The 21116-nt window shown below is 66.0% G+C and carries 19 protein-coding genes; 11 read left to right on the top strand and 8 right to left on the bottom strand.

Annotated features, from left to right (window positions below):
* From QOJ24_RS24060 to QOJ24_RS24040, 5 genes are all read right to left on the bottom strand, one after another.
* On the bottom strand, positions 1 to 698 hold a 698-nt coding region (locus tag QOJ24_RS24060), incomplete at its 3' end, for an AMP-binding protein (RefSeq protein ID WP_526265849.1).
* Positions 695 to 1495: an SDR family NAD(P)-dependent oxidoreductase gene (locus QOJ24_RS24055; RefSeq protein WP_526265848.1), complete on the bottom strand. Its 801-nt coding sequence runs from the start codon at positions 1493 to 1495 to the stop codon at positions 695 to 697. The genes QOJ24_RS24055 and QOJ24_RS24060, both read right to left, overlap by 4 nt.
* Position 1496: 1 nt before the next feature.
* The gene (locus tag QOJ24_RS24050) at positions 1497 to 3026 is read right to left on the bottom strand and encodes an AMP-binding protein (protein WP_526265847.1); all 1530 of its coding nucleotides are present in this window, start codon (positions 3024 to 3026) and stop codon (positions 1497 to 1499) included.
* 4 nt (positions 3027 to 3030) lie between these two features.
* Positions 3031 to 3765 carry a GntR family transcriptional regulator gene (locus QOJ24_RS24045; RefSeq protein ID WP_526265846.1) on the bottom strand — a complete coding sequence of 245 codons (735 nt, stop codon included), beginning with the start codon at positions 3763 to 3765 and terminating at the stop codon, positions 3031 to 3033.
* A gap of 12 nt (positions 3766 to 3777) precedes the next feature.
* On the bottom strand, positions 3778 to 5379 hold the full coding sequence (locus QOJ24_RS24040) for an SMP-30/gluconolactonase/LRE family protein (protein WP_526265845.1): 1602 nt from the start codon (positions 5377 to 5379) through the stop codon (positions 3778 to 3780).
* 140 nt (positions 5380 to 5519) lie between these two features.
* Between QOJ24_RS24040 and QOJ24_RS24035 the strand changes: the two genes are divergently transcribed.
* The 11 genes from QOJ24_RS24035 to QOJ24_RS23985 are packed head-to-tail and all read left to right on the top strand — an operon-like array spanning position 5520 to position 19042.
* Complete coding sequence (locus QOJ24_RS24035) at positions 5520 to 6365, top strand: SDR family NAD(P)-dependent oxidoreductase (protein WP_526265844.1); 846 nt, start codon at positions 5520 to 5522, stop codon at positions 6363 to 6365.
* Positions 6366 to 6375: 10 nt separating this feature from the next.
* A complete protein-coding gene (locus QOJ24_RS24030) occupies positions 6376 to 7749 on the top strand; it encodes an aromatic ring-hydroxylating oxygenase subunit alpha (protein ID WP_526265843.1) in 1374 nt (457 codons plus the stop codon).
* A gap of 6 nt (positions 7750 to 7755) precedes the next feature.
* On the top strand, positions 7756 to 9606 hold the full coding sequence (locus QOJ24_RS24025) for a flavin-containing monooxygenase (RefSeq protein WP_526265842.1): 1851 nt from the start codon (positions 7756 to 7758) through the stop codon (positions 9604 to 9606).
* Entirely contained in the window at positions 9607 to 10530 is a 924-nt protein-coding gene (locus tag QOJ24_RS24020; RefSeq protein WP_526265841.1) for an SDR family NAD(P)-dependent oxidoreductase, read from the top strand.
* Positions 10531 to 10540: 10 nt separating this feature from the next.
* Positions 10541 to 11683 carry a CaiB/BaiF CoA transferase family protein gene (locus QOJ24_RS24015; RefSeq protein WP_526265855.1) on the top strand — a complete coding sequence of 381 codons (1143 nt, stop codon included), beginning with the start codon at positions 10541 to 10543 and terminating at the stop codon, positions 11681 to 11683.
* Position 11684: 1 nt separating this feature from the next.
* A complete protein-coding gene (locus QOJ24_RS24010; protein ID WP_526265854.1) occupies positions 11685 to 12824 on the top strand; it encodes an acyl-CoA dehydrogenase family protein in 1140 nt (379 codons plus the stop codon).
* Between the two features lie 5 nt (positions 12825 to 12829).
* A complete protein-coding gene (locus QOJ24_RS24005) occupies positions 12830 to 13747 on the top strand; it encodes an acyl-CoA dehydrogenase family protein (protein WP_526265853.1) in 918 nt (305 codons plus the stop codon).
* Positions 13744 to 14910: an acyl-CoA dehydrogenase family protein gene (locus tag QOJ24_RS24000; protein WP_526265840.1), complete on the top strand. Its 1167-nt coding sequence runs from the start codon at positions 13744 to 13746 to the stop codon at positions 14908 to 14910. The genes QOJ24_RS24005 and QOJ24_RS24000 overlap by 4 nt, the downstream gene beginning before the upstream one ends.
* Positions 14910 to 15866: an acyl-CoA dehydrogenase family protein gene (locus tag QOJ24_RS23995; RefSeq protein WP_526265839.1), complete on the top strand. Its 957-nt coding sequence runs from the start codon at positions 14910 to 14912 to the stop codon at positions 15864 to 15866. The genes QOJ24_RS24000 and QOJ24_RS23995 overlap by 1 nt, the downstream gene beginning before the upstream one ends.
* Positions 15867 to 15880: 14 nt before the next feature.
* The gene (locus QOJ24_RS23990) at positions 15881 to 17596 is read left to right on the top strand and encodes a thiamine pyrophosphate-binding protein (protein WP_526265838.1); all 1716 of its coding nucleotides are present in this window, start codon (positions 15881 to 15883) and stop codon (positions 17594 to 17596) included.
* A 15-nt stretch (positions 17597 to 17611) separates the two neighbouring features.
* Positions 17612 to 19042: an aldehyde dehydrogenase family protein gene (locus tag QOJ24_RS23985; protein ID WP_526265837.1), complete on the top strand. Its 1431-nt coding sequence runs from the start codon at positions 17612 to 17614 to the stop codon at positions 19040 to 19042.
* 21 nt (positions 19043 to 19063) lie between these two features.
* On the opposite strand, the gene QOJ24_RS23980 is transcribed toward QOJ24_RS23985, so the two are convergent.
* The 3 genes from QOJ24_RS23980 to QOJ24_RS23970 are packed head-to-tail and all read right to left on the bottom strand — an operon-like array spanning position 19064 to position 21115.
* A complete protein-coding gene (locus QOJ24_RS23980) occupies positions 19064 to 19534 on the bottom strand; it encodes a (2Fe-2S)-binding protein (RefSeq protein WP_526265836.1) in 471 nt (156 codons plus the stop codon).
* On the bottom strand, positions 19527 to 20423 hold the full coding sequence (locus tag QOJ24_RS23975) for an FAD binding domain-containing protein (RefSeq protein WP_526265835.1): 897 nt from the start codon (positions 20421 to 20423) through the stop codon (positions 19527 to 19529). Before QOJ24_RS23975 ends, QOJ24_RS23980 begins: the two co-directional genes overlap by 8 nt.
* The gene (locus tag QOJ24_RS23970) at positions 20420 to 21115 is read right to left on the bottom strand and encodes an SRPBCC family protein (RefSeq protein WP_526265834.1); all 696 of its coding nucleotides are present in this window, start codon (positions 21113 to 21115) and stop codon (positions 20420 to 20422) included. The genes QOJ24_RS23975 and QOJ24_RS23970 overlap by 4 nt, the downstream gene beginning before the upstream one ends.
* Position 21116: the final 1 nt, after the last annotated feature.

The raw sequence follows: 21116 nt of genomic DNA, 5'->3' as shown, positions 1-21116 counted from the left end.
TGGCGATCGCAGAGATCGAGGAATTCCTCGGGCTCGAATGCCGACGAAGCCGGTATCACCTGCCGAGCTCCTCGCAACACGTACGGCGGGATGTAGAGGCCCGATCCGTGCGACATCGGCGCGCCGTGCACCAGGCTGCTGTCCTCGTCCGGCGAATCGAAGTCCGCGAGATGGGCGACGGTCATCGCCATCAGGTTGCGGTGGGACAGCATCGCGCCCTTGGACCGCCCGGTGGTTCCGCTGGTGTAGAAGAGCCACGCGAGTTCGGCGGGTTCGGTTGACGGCGGTCTGACCGGCTCGGCGGCCACCCTCGCCTGGTAGGCCTGCGAGCCGATCACCTCGAGGGGTGTTTCGGTCACCGGCGTCAGGTCCGTCGCGATCTTCGGTGACGCGAAAACCACTGCGGCGCCTGCGTCGTCGAGGATCTGCTGCATTTCCCGTGGATGCAGCTTGTAGTTGATCGGCAGATACACACAATCCGCCGCCCACACGCCGAACATCAACTCGATGATCTCGGGACTGTTCTCGCTGGCGACCGCGACGCGCGCGCCGGGGCCGAGTCCGCGTAGCGAACCGGCCAGTCGCAGTGCCCGGTCCCGCAGCTGCGCCCAGGTGAGCAGTTGGTGCTCACCGCGATACACCGCGCCGCGGTCGCCGAATCGAGCAGCGGCCTGGTCGAGCAGGGCGAACAGGTTCACCGAGCCACCCAGTCCGCATTCAGCGCGAAGTCCGACAAGTACTTCGTCGAACTCCAGCCGCCGTCCACGACGATGGTCTGGCCGTTGATGAAGCCGGCACCGTCGGAGCACAGGAACGCAACCGTGCTCGCGATGTCGTCCACTTCGCCAAGCCGCGGGTACGGCGTCATCTCCGTGTTGATCTTCTTGAACCGGTCGTCCTCCAAACGCTGGGCGACCATCGGCGTGAGCGTCACGCCCGGCGCGACTGCGTTGCAACGGATTCCCTGCGGGCCGTACTGGCAGGCGATGTGCAGGGTCAGCGATGTCAGACCACCCTTCGCCGCCGAGTAGGCGCCGCCACGCAGACCGCCGACGACCGCGAAGGTCGAGGTGATGTTGATGATCGCCGACCCGGGCGCCATGTGCGGTATCACGTCGCGCGCCAGCCGGAACGGCGCACGCAACATCAAACCGAGGAAGTAGTCGAGGGAGTCGTCATCCGTCTCATGCAGCGGCTTGGGGCTGCCCACCCCCGCATTGTTGACGAGGAAATCGATGCGGCCCCAACGCTGCACGGCAAGGTCCACGATGCGCGACGGCGCGTCGTCGGCGGTGAGGTCGACGGCGATGGTCGCCACCCGGTCGGCGTCGCCTATCGACTTTTCCAGTTCGGCAAGCCTGTCTTCGTCGCGACCCGTGCCGACGACCGCCATGCCCATCTCCGCGAGTTTGGTCGCACACGCGAAGCCGATGCCACTGCTCGCACCGGTCACAATCGCCACCGGCGCTTGACCCACCCGCCCAGATCCCGTCATATCACCCATCCACTTTCGTCAATGCCGCCCGGATCTGATGCTTGAGCACCTTTCCTGCGTCGTTCTTGGGCAGGCTGTCCCAGATGACCACTTGCTCGGGAACTTTGAACGTCGCGACGCCGTGGTCGGCGAGGAAGACGCGAAGGCTGTCGACGTCGGGACCATGCGAGGCCGTGGGCACGATGACGGCGCACGCGCGCTCTCCGGTGCGCGCATCGGGTAGCCCGACGATGGAGATCTCGACGATATCGGGATGCCCGGCGAGGATGTCCTCGACCTCCTTCGGTGCGATGTTCTCTCCGCTGCGGATGATGATGTCCTTCGCGCGGCCGGTCACCACCAGGAAGTCGTCGTCGACCCACTGCGCCAGGTCGCCGGTGCGGAAGAAACCTTCGTCGTCGAAAGCGTCGCGGTCGTCGTCGGGATTTCGGTAGCCGACCAACATCTGCGGTCCGCGGGCGTGGATCTCGCCCGATCCCGGCGGCGCGGCGTCGTTGGCGATCAATTTGACGGTCGCCATTGCGGGCCGACCGTCCGTGTCGGCCGCATGTTCTGGATCGGTGGGGGAGCCGACCGTGGTGACGGGCACCTCCGTTGAGCCGTATACCCGGGTCACGACGGCACGCTCGAAATACGCTGCCGCCCGGCGAATCAGCGACGGAGGCACCGAGGCGCCACCGCAGATGAACACCTTGAGGTCGGGCAACCGGGTGTCGGCGCGTTCTGCCGCCGCGAGCAGCCCTTCGAGGAACGGCGTCGCACCCGCCATGTGCGTGCAGCGCTGCGAAGCCATGATCGCCACCGCTTCGTCTGGGTCCCAACGGTCCATCAGCACGGCGGTGGTGCCGAGGAGAAGCGGGCATTCGAACGCATAGATGGATCCGCCGATGTGCGCGATCGGCGACGGCACCAGGAACTTGTCGCCGGGATCGATGAGCCAGTGGTCGCGGAGCTGACAGATCAAAGCGTGGATCGAGTCATGGCTGTGCAGAACACCTTTCGGCCGGCCGGTAGTGCCCGAGGTATACAGGATCATCCGCACCGCAGCGGAGTCCAGCGACGGCATCTCCGTCGCGTCCCGCGTGTGCTCGAGCAGCGCGTCGTAGGCGGTGTGCGCACCGGGGTGCCCGCGCAGCACGACCACTTCCGGAGCTGAATCCATCTCGGCCGTCACCCGGTCCACCATCGCGAGGTAGTCGTACCGCCGGAACTCGCTCGGCACGAATATCATTGCGCTGTCGACGTCGTCGAGGATGAATGACAGTTCGCGGTCCCGGAGTGAGGGCAGGATGGGATTGACCGCGATTCCCGCCATCGTCGCCGCCAGGTAGATGACTGCGGCTTCGTGCCAGTTCGGCAACATGAACGACACCACGCTGCCCGTCGGCATTCGTGATAGCAGTGCTCGGGCCAGCACACGGGCCTGCGAATGCAGCGCTTCACAGGTGAGGTCGACATCGCTGTCGACCAGCACCACACGGTGCGGCGTGAGCCGTGCGGCTTCGGCTAGCGAATCGGCCAGGGTGGGCATGCCATCAGCCTCTGACCCGCCGCATGGTCATCGAGTGGCGGAACCGCGACGCGGGGTGGGTGTTGACCGTGACCTGCGCGACCTCGCCGTCGGACGTCTTGTAGGTTCGCTGCACCTCCAACGCGGGTGAGCCCGCTTCCGTCTTGAGACCATCGGCCCGAGCCGGCGAGATCAACACGGCGGCGATCTCCTGCTCCACCTCGACGATGCTCACCCCGAACAGATCCTCGATCAGCGGGAAGATGGGGCCGGTGTGGCGCTGCAGGAGCCTGCCCACTGCGGCGAACGCGCGGTTGATGTAGTACTCGGTGAGACAGAGCGGGAAGTCGGCGCCCTCGGACTGCCTGAATCCGCGGACGGCCAACCACTCTTCGCCGCTGTTGATTCCGGTACGGGCCGCCACGTCGTCGTCGAGCCGGACCATGTTCATGGATTCGATCGCGAATCGCGCCTCGGTGGCGAAGGCCACCAGATCGTTGATCGACATGACGTCGTGGGCATCCGACGTCGACCGGGGCACGACGAGGGTCCCCGTTCGTGGACGTGACGACACCAGGTTGTCCTCGCGGAGCCTGCGCAGCGCCTCCCGCACGGTATAGCGGCTGACCGAAAATCGTTCGCACAGTTCGTGTTCGGTCGGTAGCTGTGACCCGACCGGGTACACGCCGTCGACGATGTCCTTTCGCAAAGCGCGTGCCACCTGGATGTATCGGTGGTCGGCGGGAGATGTCTGGGTCATCGTCTCCCCCCGTCAGGCACTGCGTCGCAGCGCCACGACACTGCCGTCGGCGTCGGCGGAAACATACAGTGAGCCGTCGGGTCCCATCGTGATGCCGGCGAACGGGCCCTGCGGCCCGGAGAACGGCGGCATGCCCTTGAGCGGCTTGGGCTCGACGCCGGGCGGGGGACCGACCGGCAGGCCGGAGGCGATCGTGCTGCGCGCCTTGGTGTTCAGGTCGAACGAGACGACCTCCTTGGCGCCCGCGTCGACGATATAGAGCCGACCGTCCCGCACCAGGATGCCCTGCGGCTGCGCGAAGCCGTCCACTACGACCTCGGAGCCGGTGCCGGTCAGCCTCACGATGCGCCCGGCGCCGGACTCGGCGACCAACGCGCTGCCGTCCTGATCGAACGCGACGCCGACGGGGTCCTGCAGGCCCGACGCGAGCGTCTCGACATTGCCGGACTTCAATGCATGAACCCGGCCGGTGCCCAGTTCGGCGAACACGATCACCTCGTCGGGCCCGATGGCGACACCGTAGAGCTGATCGAAATCGGTTGCCAGGTAGTCAGTTTGGTTCGCAGCGGGTCGATACCGAGCGACCTGGCCGCCGGAGGTGGTGACGACGAACTCGCCGTCACCGGCTGGCGCGAGGCCACGCAGGAAGCCCGGATAGCCCGGCGAGAACAACATCCCCACCGTCTGCAGTGCGCCGTCGGGCGCAACCGCATAGAAGTAGGTGCCGTCGGCGACGTACACCCGGCCGTCGGTGCCGACGGCGATGTCCATCGGCCAGTTCAGCCCGCCCGAGAGCACGGTCCTGGTTTCCCCGCCGCCGAGTATCTCGGTGATCTCGCCGGTGAAGTTCGAGACAAACAACCGGCCGTCGGCGATCGCCAGGTTGTCCAGACCCGGGTTCAGCTGAGCCAGCAGGGTCTGCTCGCCGCTGCGAGGATCGATGCGAAGCACCTGGCCGCTGGCGACCTGCGTGGACACGATGTAGCCGTCCGAATCGAACTTCACTGCGTCGGGCACACCGAGGTCACCGGCAACGCGCTGTGGCTCACCACCTTCAGGGTCGATGCGCCAAATCTCGTTGGCGGTCATCAACGGGTAGTACAGCAGCCCGTCGGGACCGACCTCCATGGCGTTGGGGGACGGCAGGTTGTCCAGAAGGATCCGCTGCGAGCCGCTGGCTTTGTCGAGTTCCATCAGCCGACCACCATCGCGGCATTCGTTGATGAACAGCCGCCCGTGATGCACGGTGATGCCGTTGGCGCAGGGAAGATCGTCGCGGAGCACACGCGTGCGGCCGTCAATGCCGAGTGCGCTCACCCTGCCGTCCATCACCTCGGTGGCGTAGAGGGTGCCATCCGGATCGAAGGCCACGTCGTCGGGCGCGATGATGTCGCCGCCTTTGGCGCTGATCGTCTCGAGCCGGCCGCTGCCCACATCCAACGCACTGATCTGGCTTCCGGTCACCTGCGCGATGTAGACGCGGCCGTCGGGTCCGGTGCGCAGGCCGTTCGCCCCGAACAGCCGGCTGGGTGGTGTCAGCCGTTCGAACCACCAGCCTTCGGCAACCTTCGGAGTGGGCGCGGAGTAGCGGGCGTCGATGTGCGACGTGGTCATGGCCTCGGACGTTATCAAGCTCAAATAGTCCAGACAATAGGCTGGAGAAGACCCGCCTCGGCCTTGACGACCCGATAACTGCTGCGGAATAGTGTTCTTCAATATGCAGAGCACCGTATATTGTCCGGACAAATAGTCTCGTGACCGATCTCCTCAGGCTCGACGGCCGCATCGTGGTGGTGTCTGGTGCCGGCGGTGGCGGCATCGGCACGACAGTGGCGCGGATGGCCGCCGAAGCAGGAGCGATCGTCGTGGCGGTCAGCCGGTCGACGGAGAACCTCGACGAGCACATCGCGCCCCTCTGCGCGCGCGGCCTTGACGTGCGTCCGGTGGCCGCCGACGCGGCGACCGACGATGGCATCGGCACCGTTCTCGACGCGGTTCGCGGCATCGAAGGCGATCTCTACGGTCTGGTGAACGTCGCTGGCGGAGCTGAGCCCGCAACCTGGATGCCGTCAACCCGGGTGAGCAGGAAGGACTGGCGTGCCCTTTTCGCCGCGAACCTCGAAACGGCGTTCTTCATGAGTCAGGCGGTGGCTGCAGAGATCAGGCGCAACCGGAGTACCGGTTCGATCGTCTCGATCTCGTCGATCAGCGGGCTGAACACCGCGCCGTTTCACATCGCCTACGGCACCGCCAAGGCCGCGATCGTCGCGATGACCAGAACTATGGCTGTCGAACTTGCAGCGGACAATATCCGCGTCAACGCGGTCGCGCCGGGCGTGACGGCGACGGCGGCATCACTCACCTATACCGGCGAAGACCCCGATCGAGATCGCCAGGCGATTGCAATGGGACGACGCGGTACACCGGAAGAACAGGCCGGCGCCATCCTGTTTCTGCTGTCGGACCTGTCGAGCTACATCACCGGCCAGACGCTGCTGGTCGACGGCGGGTTGAACCTGAAATGGACTCACCTCGGTGCGGACAACACCTCGCTGTTCCTCAAGGACGAAACGTTCCGCGAGGAGATAAGTCGGCCATGAAGGAGGAAGTATGACCGACACCGAAAAGGCGCTCGACACGGCTGCGGCCGAAGAACTTTCCGAGCCGATGACGATCGGCGTGGAAGCCTACGTCTCGGAGGGCTATGCACGCGCCGAGCGGGACAAGCTGTGGCGCAAAGTGTGGCAGCAGATCGGCAGGGTCGAAGAGATACCGGAGATCGGCAGCTACCTCACCTACGACATCCTCGACGACTCCATCATCGTCGTCCGCACCGGACCAGACGAGTTCAAGGCCCACCACAACGTCTGCATGCACCGTGGGCGTCGGCTGGTCGACACCCCCGACGGCGCGAAGAACGCCCGGGGTCGCGCCAGGAAGTCGTTCGTGTGCGGATTCCACGGCTGGACATACGGTCTCGATGGCACCTGTACGCATATCCGTGAGCAGGACGATTGGGCGGGCAAACTCACGGCGCGCAACACCCACCTTGCGCCCGTTGCGGTCGACACCTGGGGCGGGTGGCTGTTCGTCAACATGGACCCCGACTGCGAGCCGCTCGCGGACTACCTTTTCCCGGCCGCGAAGATCCTCGACCCCTTCGGCTTGGAGAACATGCGCTACAAGTGGCGCAAGTGGCTGTCTTTCGACTGCAACTGGAAGGTCGCGATGGAGGCCTTCAACGAGACATACCACGTGTTCACCACCCATCCCGAGTTCAACAAGTTCGGTGAGTTCAAGGGCTGGGCCAAGGCTCAGGGCAGGCACAGCAACATCGGGTATGACGCGCCCAAAGGCATGGATGAGACCAAGTCCAAGATTCGGCTCGGCACCGGTGATCCGCGCATCTCGACCGCCGAGATGCAGGTCTACACAATGGAAGAGACCAACGCGACCACCACCCAGACGCTGGTGAACGCCGCCAAGCGCCTCGTCGACGAACTGCCGGAGGACACTCCGGCCGACGAGGTACTGCAGCACTGGCTGGCCTCGGCGCGCCGCGACGACGAAGCTCGCGGCGTGGTCTGGCCGACGATCCCGCCCGACATCCTCGGGCAAAGCGGGACCGCGTGGCAGATCTTTCCGAACTTCCAGGTCGGGCAGGGTCTGACCAGTGCGCTGTGCTATTCGGCGCGGCCCGATCCGAGCTACCACCCGGACAAGTGCATCTTCGAGGTCGCGGTGTTGGAGCTCTACCCCAAAGGTGAAGAGCCCGAGACGGAATGGGTCTACACCCCGAAGGACTCGCCGAACTGGCTGTCGGTGCTGCCGCAGGACTTCTCCAACATGGCTGCGGTGCAGCAGGGTATGAAATCGGCAGGCTTTGCAGGCACCCTGCCCAACCCGTACCGCGAACGCAGCACCGTCAACCTGCACACGCAGCTGGCGAAGTACATGGGTACCGGCGAACCACAGGAGCTTTGAGAACCAATGACGTTGTTTGACACCTGCGGGCCGACCCAGACGCCCGACGACATCGACATCGACGCGCTGCGCGAAAAGTACTCGCAGGAGCGGGAGAAGCGGATCCGGCCGGAAGGGGCCGGACAGTACCTGGAACTCAAGGACGACTTCGCGGAGTTCGCCGAGATCGATCCGTATACGCCGGTGACTCCCCGCACGCCGATCGACTCCGACGTCGAGGTAGCGGTTCTCGGCGGTGGCATCGCGGGCCTGTTGGCGGGTGCATACCTCAAGAAGGCCGGCGTCGAGGACGTGCACGTCATCGAGATGGGTGGCGACTTCGGCGGCGTTTGGTACTGGAACCGCTTTCCGGGAATTCAATGCGACAACGACGCCTACTGCTACATACCGATGCTGGAGGAGCTCGACGTCCTACCGTCGAAGAAGTTCGCCGACGGTGCCGAGATCTTCGAACACTGCCGACGGATCGGAAAGCATTTCGGACTGTACGACGGTGCGATCTTCTCGACCCAGGTGCAGACGGCGCGGTGGGACGAGGGCATCAAGCGGTGGCGGTTGACCACCAACCGCGGCGACGACATCAGGGCTCGCTTCGTGGTCATGACGCAGGGGTCCTACAACCGGCCGAAATTGCCCGGCGTCCCTGGCATCAAGGATTTCACCGGGCACGTCTTCCACTCGGCGCGGTGGGACTACGAGTACACCGGCGGCGACGCCAGCGGCGGGCTGCACAAGTTGGCCGACAAGCGCGTTGCGCTCGTCGGGACGGGCGCAACGGGTGTTCAGCTGGTTCCTCATCTCGGCCGAGATGCCGCGCACCTGTACGTGTTTCAGAGAACCCCGTCGTCGGTGGACGTGCGCCACAACGAGCCGACGGATCCGCAGTGGGCGGCATCATTGCAGCCGGGCTGGCAGGAGGAGCGCAAGCTCAACTTCCATCGTTGGTCCCCGTTCGGCGACGGAGTGATCTTCGACGCTGTCGACCAGGTCTGCGACTTCTGGACCGAGCTCGGCCGCAACCTGACCGCGCGGGTCGCCGCGTCCGAGGATCCCGCGTCGCTGGGTGTCGAGCAGATCATGGCGATGCGCGAAGAAGAACAGTTCAAGGTCATGGAGCGGCTGCGGCGACGCGTCCAAGCGATCGTCGACGACCCGCAGACCGCGGAGGCGCTCAAGCCTTATTACCACTTCTTGTGCAAGCGACCGTGCAGCAGTGACGAATACCTGCCGACGTTCAATCGCCCGAACGTCACGCTGGTCGACGTGGCGGAGTGCAAAGGAGTGGAGCGTCTCACCGAGACGGGCATCGTCGCCAACGGCATTGAGTACGAAGTCGATTGCGTGATCTTCGCCAGCGGCTTCGAGATCTCGACCGAGATCAGCCGCCGGTACGCGATCGACGCCATCGAAGGCCGCGACGGACTGTCGCTGTTCGACCACTGGCGGGACGGCTACAAGACACTGCACGGGATGACCAGCCGCGGATTCCCGAACCAGTTCCACACGGGGTTCATTCAGGGCGGTGTCTCGGCCAACACCACGGCGATGTTCGAGCAGCAGGCCGAGCACATCGCCTACATCATCGGCGAGGCGGTGAAGCGAAAGGCGACGACCGTCGAGCCCAGCAAGGAGGCGCAGGAAGGCTGGGTCAGCACGATCAAGGATCTCGCCATCGACACGTCGGCCTTCGATCTGTCCTGTACGCCAGGGTATTACAACAACGAGGGCAACGGATTCGGCGAAGGTGTGCGGTCCTTTCTCGGCGACTACTTCATGACCGGCTTCTACGTGTTCGACGACCTGCTCAAGGGGTGGCGCGCCAAGGGCGACCTCGACGGACTCGAGCTCGGATCGTGAATGCCTGACTTGAGATTCGACGACCGGGTCGCCGTCGTCACGGGCGGCGGCAGGGGACTGGGCCGCTCGTACGCCATGCTGCTCGCATCGCAGGGCGCGAAGGTCGTCGTCAACGACCCCGGCGGCAGCCTCACCGGCGACGGCACCGACGTCGGCCCTGCCGAAGAGGTGGTGCGCGAAATCGTCGCCGCGGGTGGTGACGCCGTCGCCAACACCGACTCGGTGGCGACGCCGAGCGGGGGCGAGACCATCGTCGACGCGGCGCTTGACCGCTACGGCCGTATCGACATCCTGGTCCACAATGCAGGCAACGTTCGCCGCGCGTCGCTGAAGGCGATGTCCTACGACGACTTCGAGGCCGTGCTGGACGTCCACCTGCGTGGTGCCTTCCACGTTGTGCGGCAGGCATTTCCGCTGATGTGCGATGCGGGCTACGGGCGCATCGTGCTGACCTCGTCGATCGGCGGTCTGTACGGGAACCACGACGTCGCGAACTACGCGGCGGCCAAGGCGGGTGTGATCGGCCTGTCCAATGTCGCCGCGATGGAAGGTGCCGCCGAGGGCGTCAAGAGCAATGTCATCGTGCCCGCTGCAGTCACCAGAATGGCCGAGGGCATCGACACTTCGGCGTATCCACCGATGGGCCCAGAGCTTGTGGCGCCCGTTGTGGGCTGGCTCGCGCACGAAACCTGTTCCATCACAGGCGAGATCCTTCTGGCTCTGGCAGGTCGAGTTGCACGGGCAGTCGTCGCGGAGACGCCTGGGGTGTACCGCCGGTCGTGGTCGCTGGCCGACGTCGGCGAACATATGGCCGCGATCCGCGACGCATCGGATCCCGTCGTCTTTCCTGTTGTACCCGACGGCCACGGTGACCACATCCGGTACAGCTTCGGCATGGCGACGCAGGGAGCCGTCCGTGGGTAGCCAAGGACCGTTGGCCGGCGTGCGGGTCATCGACCTCACCGCAATGGTGATGGGACCATACTGCACTCAGATCATGGCCGACATGGGCGCCGACGTCATCAAGGTCGAGCCGCCCGAGGGAGACAACACCCGCTACATCTCGGTCGGCCCCGCGCCCGGGATGAGCGGGGTCTACGTTAACGTGAATCGGGGCAAGCGGGCCATCGTTTTGGATCTGCGCACCGACGACGGCAAGATCGCGCTGGGGGCGCTGATCGGGACGGCCGACGTCTTCATCCACTCGATGCGATCGAAGGCGGTCGCCAAACTCGGCTTCGGCTACGACGAGGTCGCGGCGATGAACCCCTCGATCGTCTATACGAACTGCTACGGATACGGCAGGCGCGGCCCGAACCGCGACCTGCCCGCCTACGACGACACCATCCAGGCCGAATGTGGATTGCCCGCGGTACAGGAGCAGCTCACCGGCGAGGCCAACTACGTCGGCACGATCATGGCTGACAAGGTGGCGGGCCTGACCGCCCTCTACGCCACCATGATGGCGTTGTTCCACCGCGAGCGGACCGGCGAAGGCCAGGAGGTCGAGGTCGCCATGTTCGAGACGATGGCATCGTTCATGCTCGTCGAACACGCCAACGGCGCGATGTTCGACCCTCCGCTCGGTCCTGCGGTGTATCCGCGCACTGTGGCGCCGAACCGGCGGCCATATCGCACCAAGGACGGCCGTATCGCCGCACTGATCTACAACGACAAGCACTGGAATGCCTTCATAGGTGCCGTGCGGCCGGCATGGGCGACGGAGTTGTACGCGACGCTCGAACTGCGTGCCAACGACATCGACACGGTCTACGGTCTTGTGGCCCAGACGATGCTGGAGCGGACGACCGACGAGTGGATGGCACTGTTCCGCGAGCTGGAGATTCCCGCGGCGCCGCTGAACACCCCCGATGCGCTGTTCGACCATCCGCACCTGAACGCTGTTGGACTGTTCGAAACGGTGGACACGCAGTACGGTCCGGTGCGGATGCCCGGTGTGCCGACCTGGTTCTCGCGGACGCCGGGCCGGATCGCAGGCCCGACTCGCGAACTCGGCGCAGACACCGCAGCGGTGCTCGAAGAGCTCGGACTGGATAGGGACGCCTGTGGACTTTGACATGGGGCCCGAGGCCGCAGAGCTCCGACGGGAGCTTCGCGATCTGGTGAAATCCGAGGTGCCCGAGGGCTTTCTGGGCGCATTCACCGACGACCCGGCCGACCTCGAGACGGCACAACGGTTTTGCCGGACGCTGGCCGAACGCAACATGCTGTGCTTGTCGTGGCCCGAGGAGTTCGGCGGAGGCGGTGCCTCCGTGTGGGAACAGACCGTCGTGCGCGAGGAGATGTGGGCTCATCACGAGCCACGCGGTGCCCAGTACATGGGGGTCAACTGGGTGGGGCCGATCATCATGCGACACGGCACAGAAGAGCAGCAGAACAAGCACCTGCCGCCGATCGCGCGCGGTGAAGTCATCTGGTGTCAAGGGTTTTCGGAGCCGGAGTCAGGCTCGGACCTCGCATCGCTTCGCACGACTGCGCGACCCGACGGAGATGGCTGGCTGATCAGCGGTCAGAAGATCTGGACGTCCTACGCCACGATGGCGCAGTGGTGTTTTCTGCTCGCACGAACCCACAAGGGGGAGAAGAAGCAACAGGGGCTGACGATCTTCCTTGTCCCGATGGATGATCCGGCGATCCAGGTGAGACCGATCCGCGCCATGTTGGGCCCGCACCATCTCAACGAGGTGTTTTTCGACGACCTCCGGGTCAGCCGGGGCGACGTGCTCGGCGAGGTCGACAACGGCTGGTCGATCGTCGGTGAAGTGACGTCCTTCGAACGCGTCGGCATCGCCCGTTATGCGCGGTGCGAGCGGCTGTTGGGCGCCGCACCGTCGGTTGTCGGCGATCGCTGGGAAGACCTGCCAGCGGAGTTGCGCGGTCGCTGGGTGCGCATGCTGACGCACTGCCGCAGAGCCCGTCTACTCGCGTATCGCGTTGTGTCGCTGCAGAGTAGTGGTCGGATCCAGCCCGGCGACGCCGCGGGATACCGCATCGCCGTGACCAAACTGGACCAGGACAGCGCCGAGGTGCTGATGGAGATCGCGGCCGAGGTCACGCCGGATGATCCCGGCGGCGAGTGGTTCCTCGGCGAGGTCGAGGACCACTGGAGATACTCGCAGGCGTCCACCGTCTCGTCGGGCAGCATCGAGATGCAGCGCATCCTGTTGTCCCGCGCTCTTCTGGCGGCATCGAAATGAGCGAGATGGTCCTCGATCTCAGCGAGGACGCCCAGGAGTACGGACGGCAGGCGCTGCGCGCGTTCGAGGCCGCAGGCGGCGATCAACTCGTCCAGGAGGCGGAAGCAAAGCCCGCTATCCGCGACTCACTCGTGGGTCCCGTGCTGAACGAACTCGGCGCATGGGAGCTCGATGCCCGCACCGACGCCGACGGCCTGGAAGCAGCCGCGGCGCTGTGCCGCAGCGCCGGGTACTGGGCAGTGCCGTATCCGGTCGCCGAACGCCTGGCGAGGCCGCTGGATCTCGACGCCGACGGCTTGATCGTGGTGGCGTCGAACCAACCCCGCGGTGCCGTCGCCGGGGTCGAGGCACGTTGGGCAGCAGTGACATTGGACGGTGTGCGGAGCGCGGTCGTCGGCCAGGGCGCCACCGGGGCCGCGTTTGTCACGCCGCTCGAACTATCGCAGACGGACCTGGACGGGGCGGGTGACGTGGCACTCGGACTCGTGCTTCCGTGCTGGACGTTGCTCGGCATGCTTGACCGCGCACTCGAGCTGACCATCGCTCATGTGCGGCTGCGTAAGCAGTTCGGTCAGCCGCTTTCCACATTCCAGGGGGTGCAGTTTCAGCTCACCGACGCCGAAGTGGAACGCAGCGGGCTGGAGATTCTGGCCAAGTACGCCTTGTGGAGCGCCGGTACGGGGACGGCGGAAGCACTTGTCGACGCGCTTGCGCTGCGCATGTCGGCCATCGAAGCGGCAGAGGTGGTCTTCCGTGTGTGCCATCAGCTGCACGGTGCGGTCGGATTTTGCGACGAGACCACGCTGTCCTGGCTCTCCCGCTACAGCCAGCCGCTGCGGCGACTACCGCTCGGACTGTCCGCCACCCGCGACGAGCTGACCCGCCGAGCGGGCACAGGCGGTCTGACGGGGCTGTACGCGTGACGGCCCATCTCGACCGGTTCCGCGCCGACGTTCGCTCCTGGTGTCAGGAACACATCCCGCCGGACTGGCGTAGCACCCAAACCGGGGTGAGCGACGACGAGTTCGTGCGGTTTCAGAAGGCGTGGTTCACCGAGCTGCACGCCGCAGGCTTCGCCGTACCGCACTGGCCCCGCGAGTGGGGCGGTGGCATGCCGGTCGCCGAACAGATCGTGCTGTATTCCGAGCTCGCCGCCCACGATGCGCCGCGGCTGGTGCTCGCCTTCGTCGGCATCCATCACGCCGCGTCGACCCTGCTGGTTGCGGGCACCAACGAGCAGCGTGCCAGGCACCTGCCCGCGATCCTCGATGGCGAGATCTGGGTTCAGGGCTTCTCCGAACCGGAGGCGGGATCCGACCTTGCGAGTCTGCGGACCTCGGCCCGCAAGGACGGCGACGGTTACGTCGTCAACGGCCAGAAACTGTGGGCAAGCGGCGGCAAGCACGCGGACTGGTGCCTGCTGTTGGCCCGCACCGACGTCGAAGCTCCGAAGCGCAAAGGCATTTCGTACTTCCTGCTCGATATGGCAACGCCGGGCGTCGAGGTGCGGCCGATCCGCAACGCGATCGGTGATTCGCACTTCTGCGAGATCTTCCTGAACGACGTTCGCATTCCCGCCGTCAACCTGGTGGGTGCGGAGAACGAAGGATGGCAGGTGGCCCAGGCGACTCTGGGCGCCGAGCGCGGCATGACGATGCTGGAACTCGCCGAGCGGCTCGGCAACGCGGGCTTCCGCCGGCTGGTGCAGATGAGCCCCACCGACGATCCCGTTGTGGCCGAACGGCTCACGCAATTCGAAATCGAGATCACCGGCCTGCGCGGGCTGTGCCGCAAGCTCGTGGAAGATGCCGAGGACGGCACCGCGGGTACCGCCGACGCCTCCATCGTCAAGCTGTACTACAGCGAGGTCCTGCAGCGGATGACCGACTTCGGTGCCGAGATCGGCGGCCTGCCGGTGCACACCGAACTCGTCAAGTCGGCATCCAGCGGTTGGGAATCGGGTTCGTGGATGCTGGACTTCATCGGCTCATGGGAGTGGACGATTCCGGGTGGATCGAGCGAGATTCAAAGGACGATCATCGCCGAGCGCGGCCTCGGGTTGCCGCGAGAGCCGAGCGCGGTCTGATGGCGCGCGAATTCGAGGAGTTCCACGCGGAGCTGCGGTCCGTCGCCGGTGGCCTGCTCGGCAAGGACCGCGCGGTCGAATGGCAGGCACTCGTCGATACAGGCTGGGTCGGCCTCGAGGTGCCTGACGAGTTCGGCGGGTCGGGTGCGACGTTCGCCGAGGTCGCTGTGATCTGCGAGGAGATGGGCCGCGCTGCCAGCATGAACAGCTACCTCGGCAGCGCAGTGCTTGCCGTGAGCACCCTGAATGCGTTGGCGCCCTGCGCTACCCGCGACCGACTTCTCACCGATGTGGCGTCAGGCGCCATCCGGTTGGCCGTCGTCCTCGACTCACCCGAGTTCGTGCTCGACGCCGAAGGTGCGGACCGGGTTCTGCAGATCACCGACGAGGGTGTCGTCTGCTCAGCCATGACCGCGACCCCCCGGCCGGTCCTCGACGAGACCCGCCGACTGGCGACGATGTCGGCGACGGGAGACGCCGGCGACATCATGCGGTTCGACGGGAACCCGACCGACGCGCGTGCGCGCCTGCTTGCGCGGGCGGCGGTCGCGATCGCGTGCGACAGCCTCGGCCTGTGCGAGGCGATGCTGTCGGCAACCGTGGCGTACGCGAAGGTCCGCTACCAGTTCGGTCGCCCGATCGGGTCGTTCCAGGCTGTCAAGCACGCGTGTGCCGACATGGCCGTTACCACCGCGGTGGCCCGCCAGCTCGTCGGCGCGGCTGTCGACGCCGTCGCGGAAGGCCGGCCGGACGCCGATGTCGCCGCCGCGATGGCCAAGTCCTACGCCTGCGGTGCGGCCGTCGACATCGTCGGCAAGGCCATGCAACTGCACGGCGGCATCGGCTACACGTGGGAGAGCGGCATTCACGTGTATCTGAAGCGCGCTGCCCTCAACCGTTCGCTGTTCGGGTCACCGACGGCCCATCGCCACGAGCTAGCCAAACGCTATCGATAACAAGGAGTTTCGTCATGGGCGTGCCCGTATACAAACGCATTCTCGACCTCTTCGAGGCCGAGGGTGTCAACACCCTGTTCGGGATTCCGGACCCGAACTTCGTGCACATGTTCGCCGAAGCCGATGCGCGGGGCTGGTCGGTCGTCGCGCCGCACCACGAACTGAGCGCCGGGTTCATGGCGGAGGCGGCGTCGCGTATGACGGGCAAGCCGGGTCTGTGCATCGGCACCTTGGGCCCCGGCGTGGCCAACATCGCCGGCGCGATGATGTGCGCCCTGGTGGAGAACTCACCGGTGATCTTCCTCGGCGGTCAGCGGGCCCGCATCACCGAGCGCCGGGTGCGCCGCGGCCGCATCCAGTTCGTGCAGCAGGAAGGCCTTTTCACGCCATCCGTGAAATACAGCAGCTCCATCGAGTACGCCGACCAGACCGATGAGATCGTGCACGAGGCCATTCGCCGGTCGATGTCCGGCACACCCGGTCCGTCCTACATCGAGTTTCCGTCCCACGTGATCACCGAAGAACTCGACGTGTCCGAGGCGCCGGAGCCCGCCGCCTATCGGTTGGTCAACCAGGGTGCGGGCGCACGAGAGGTCGCCGAGGCCGCGAAGCTGATCCGGGAAGCCAAGAGCCCGATCCTGTTGGTGGGCCACGGCGTTCACACGTCACGCACTCAAGCCGAGGTCAGGGAGCTCGCCGAGCTGATGGCCTGCCCGGTGATCCAGACATCCGGTGGCACGTCGTACATCCCGGGGCTGCAGGACCGGACGTTCCCCTACCTGTTCTCCCCGGCCGCAAATCAGGCAGTCGAGGAATCCGACCTGTGCGTCGCGTTGGGAACCGAACTCGGTGAGCCGATGCACTACGGCCGGACTCAGCACTGGGCAGGCAACGATGCGAACCGCAAATGGGTGTACGTCGAGCAGGACCCGACCGCCATCGGCGTCAACCGTCGGTTCGACGTGCCGCTGGTCGGCGATCTGCGGGGCGTCGTGCCGCAACTCGTCGAGGCTCTGCGGGAGACCCCGCGCTCGCCGTCGAACAACCTCGAGACCCTGGTCAAGGCCGACGCCGCGGAGCTGACTCGGGTGGCCGACGAGGCGCCGAGTGGACGCACCCCTGTGCACCCGGCGCGCTACGTGGTCGAGGCGACCAAGGCGTTCGACGAGTTCGCCAAGGACGGCATCATGGTGCGCGACGGTGGCGCGACCGTCATCTTCCAGTGGACCTACTCACAGACCAAGCCACGAGACGTGATCTGGAACCAGAATTTCGGTCATCTGGGCACGGGTCTGCCGTACGCGGTGGGCGCCTCGGTCGCCGAGGGGCGCAAGCGGCCGGTGATGCTGCTGACGAGCGACTCGGCGTTCCTGTTCCACATCGCCGAGCTCGAGACCGCCGCGCGGGAGGGCTTGCCACTGGTATGTGTCGTCGGCGTCGACCACCAGTGGGGCCTCGAGGTCGGCGTCTACAAGCGCACCTTCCCCCAGCCGTCACCGCAGCCGGGGGTGCACTGGAGCAAGGACGTCCGCTTCGACAAGATCGCCGAGGGCTTCGGCTGCCACGGGGAATACGTCGAGAAGGAGGACGAGATCAGCCCGGCGATCGAGCGGGCATACGCCAGCGGCAAAACCGCCGTCGTGCACGTCTGCATCGACCCGACGGCGAACTCGGAGGAGATGCCCAAGTACGACAGATTCCGAACCTGGTATGCAGAAGGTACACAGTAGGGAAGGGTGAGAGACATGCGTGAATATCTGAAGTTCTTCATCGACGGCCAGTGGGTCGACCCCACCGAATCAAAGACGCTCGACGTCGACAACCCGACCACCGAGCAGGTGTCGGGGAAGATCGCGATCGGCTCCGCGGCCGACGTCGACAAGGCGGTCAAGGCGGCGCGCAAGGCGTTCGCGACGTGGGCTGTCAGCACCCGCGAAGAGCGGCTGGACCTGCTGGGAGCCATCGCCGCGGAGTATCAGAGGCGTTCCGGCGATCTCGCGGACGCGGTGCACGAAGAGATGGGCGCACCGCCCTCGCTGGCGGCCGGCCCCCAGGTGATGATGGGGTTGGGCCACCTGATGGGCGCCATCGACGCGCTGAAGAACTTCTCGTTCGAGGAAGAACGTGGGTCGACGCTGATCCTCAAGGAGCCGATCGGTGTCTGCGGCCTGATCACGCCGTGGAACTGGCCGATCAACCAGATCGCCTGCAAGGTGTTCCCGGCCCTGGCCACCGGCTGCACGATGGTGCTGAAGCCGTCGGAGGTGGCGCCGTATTCGGGCCAGATCTTCACCGAGGTGTTGGAGGCGGCGGGAGTACCCGCAGGCGTCTACAACATGGTTTTCGGCGACGGCCCGGGAGTCGGCGCGGCGATTTCCAGCCATCCCGATATCGACCTGGTGTCGTTCACCGGTTCGACGCGCGCCGGCGTCGACGTCGCGAAGAACGCCGCCGACACCGTCAAACGGGTGACCCAAGAACTCGGTGGCAAGAGCCCGAACATCGTGCTCGATGACGATAAGTTCGCCGAGAGCGTCACGGCCGGCGTCTCCACCATGATGGTCAACACCGGACAGAGCTGTAATGCCCCGTCGCGCATGCTCGTTCCGCGGGACCGCATCGCGGAAGCGGCCGAGATCGCGCGGGGAGTCGCCGAAGCGGTTGCGGTCGGCGACCCCGACAACAAGCGAGCGATCGGCCCAGTCGCCTCCAAGGCCCAGTTCGACAAGGTTCAGGGCCTGATCCAGAAGGGCATCGACGAGGGCGCCACAGTGGCGGCCGGCGGCCCTGGACGACCGGACGGAATCGACACCGGTTACTACGTCAAGCCGACCATCTTCTCCGACGTCAACAACGATATGACGATCGCGCGCGAAGAGATCTTCGGTCCGGTGCTGTGCATCCTGCCCTACGACGATCTCGATCAGGCTGTCGATATCGCCAACGACACGGAATACGGCCTGGCAGGCTATGTTTCGGCCGCCGACATCGACGCCGCCCGCACCTTGGCGCGACGGATCCGGGCCGGCCAGGTGGCCATCAATCACGCGTTCGACCTGAACACTCCGTTCGGCGGCTACAAGCGCAGCGGAAACGGCCGCGAGTGGAGTGAGTTCGGGTTCGACGAGTATCTGGAGATCAAAGGCACGCTGGGGTACGCGCCGCAGACTGCCTAGCCGGCACCCGCGACCGCGCCGCTACATCGTCTGTGCGGCGCGGTGCACGGCGTTGATGATGCCCTGGTAGCCAGTGCACCGACAGAAGTTGCCGGACAAGCCTTCTCGGATCTCCTCGTCGGAGGGCTGCGGATTGTCGCGCAGCAGGGCGGTGATCGAGGTGACGAAACCCGGTGTGCAGAAGCCGCATTGCAGGCCGTGGCACTCGCGAAGCGCGGACTGCACCGGTGACAGCTCGCCGTCCGGTCCTGCGATGCCTTCCACCGTGGTGACCTCCTGGCCGTCCACCTGGACGGCGAAGATCAGGCACGCCCGCACCGCCTGATTGTCGAGAAGCACCGTGCATGCGCCGCAGGCGCCGTGCTCGCAGCCAAGGTGAGTTCCGGTGAGGCCGCACTTCTCGCGGAGGAAGTCTGCGAGCGTCAGACGGGGCTCCACGACGTGCCGATGCGCCCGGCCGTTGACGGTCAATTCGACCGTTACCTCATGCATTAACTGCCTCCGCTCCGGACGTCGCTGCCTCTCGGATCGCCGCTGCCCATGCGCGGGCCACCATCGTGGCCCCGACGCGCGATCGATAGTCGGCGGAACCCTGAAGGTCGGAGGGGATCTCAGACAGCCCGCCCATCGCGAGCCTGCCCACCTCCTCTGCGGTGACGGCATCGGCGGGCTGTCCGGTGACGGCGACCTCGGCTGCGGTGCCGCGCAACGGCGTCGAGCCGAGACCGAGCAGTCCGACGCCGCATCGCGCCACCCTGTCATCGTCGTCGAGCTGCACCGCGACCATCGCGCCCGCGATCGCGAAATCGCCGTGCCGCCTCGCGAATTCCTCGACCGCAAACCCGCAACGCCCGCCCCACACCGGGAACCGCACGGCGGTGAGGATCTCGTCGGCGGCCAACGACGTCTCCCACAGGCCGGTGAAGAATTCGGCCGCCGGAATCTCGCGTCCGCCTCGCGATGACGTCGCCTCTATCGTCGCGTCGAGCGCGAGTGCGACCGCGGCGTACTCCGCGGCGGGGTCGGCGTGCGCGATCGCACCGCCCAATGTGCCCCTTGTCCGGATCTGGAAATGGCCGATGTGGGGCGTCGACAACGTCAGCAGCGGAACCGATTCGGCTACCTCGTCGTCCATCCCGACCAGCGCGTGCGGGGTGCCTGCCGCGACCACGAGTTCGTCGTCGCGGCGTTCGATGTTCTTCAGTTCGTCAACGCGGGAGATGTCGATCAGGTTCTCGAAGTACGTCAGCCGCATGGCGAGCATCGGTACCAGGCTCTGGCCGCCTGCGAGGATCTTGGCGTCGTCGCCGAACTCGCCGAGCATCTGCGCCGCCTCGGAGACAGTGTCGGGGCGGTGGTAGGCGAAGGCAGCCGGCTTCATGAGCTCAACAGCCGGGCCAGGGCGGCCTGCAACTCATCGGCGAGGTCTGCGGCTGGGTGCGCCCGCTTGCGCCTGCCGAGCAGGAACCCGACCGCGACACCGGCGGCAACGGCTGCGATCGCGGGCGAGTAGCGCTTGGCCATCGGCACGGCAACGACTTTCAGCAGATCGACCGAGTCGCCCGCATCTGACGCCGCCGCGTGCGTTGAGGTGCCGGCCGACGACGATGCCGTGTCCGAGGGCGCAGCGCCGCCCAGCAGGTCGGCCTCGAGGTTCTTGGCGAACTGGCCGATCAGGTTCGTCGACACATCGGCGAGCACGCCGCGCCCGAACTGCGCGGCCTTGCCCGAGATCGTCAGGTCGGTGGTGATGACCACGTGGGTGGCATCGCCTTCGTCCTCGAGTTGGGCGGTGACGAGCGCGGCGGCGTTGCCGCTGCCCCTTGTCTCTTTGCCGCTCGCCTTTATCACCACTCGCCGGGCGGCCTCGTCCTTCTCCTGGAAGGAGGCATTTCCGGAGTAGGACACCGTGATCGGGCCCACCTTCACCTTCACGGCGCCGGTGAAGTCGTCACCGTCGACCGAAAGAAGCTGCGCGCCGGGAATGCAGGGCGCGACCCGATTGACGTCGGTGATCACCTGCCATGTCGTGGCGGCGGGAACCGCGACTCGGAATTCGTTGTTCAGCTCCACC

It is taken from the genome of Mycobacterium sp., from assembly GCF_032159775.1.
Lineage (GTDB): Bacteria > Actinomycetota > Actinomycetes > Mycobacteriales > Mycobacteriaceae > Mycobacterium.
Note: the sequence above shows the minus strand (reverse complement) of the source record. Positions and strands in the feature narration are given on the sequence as shown.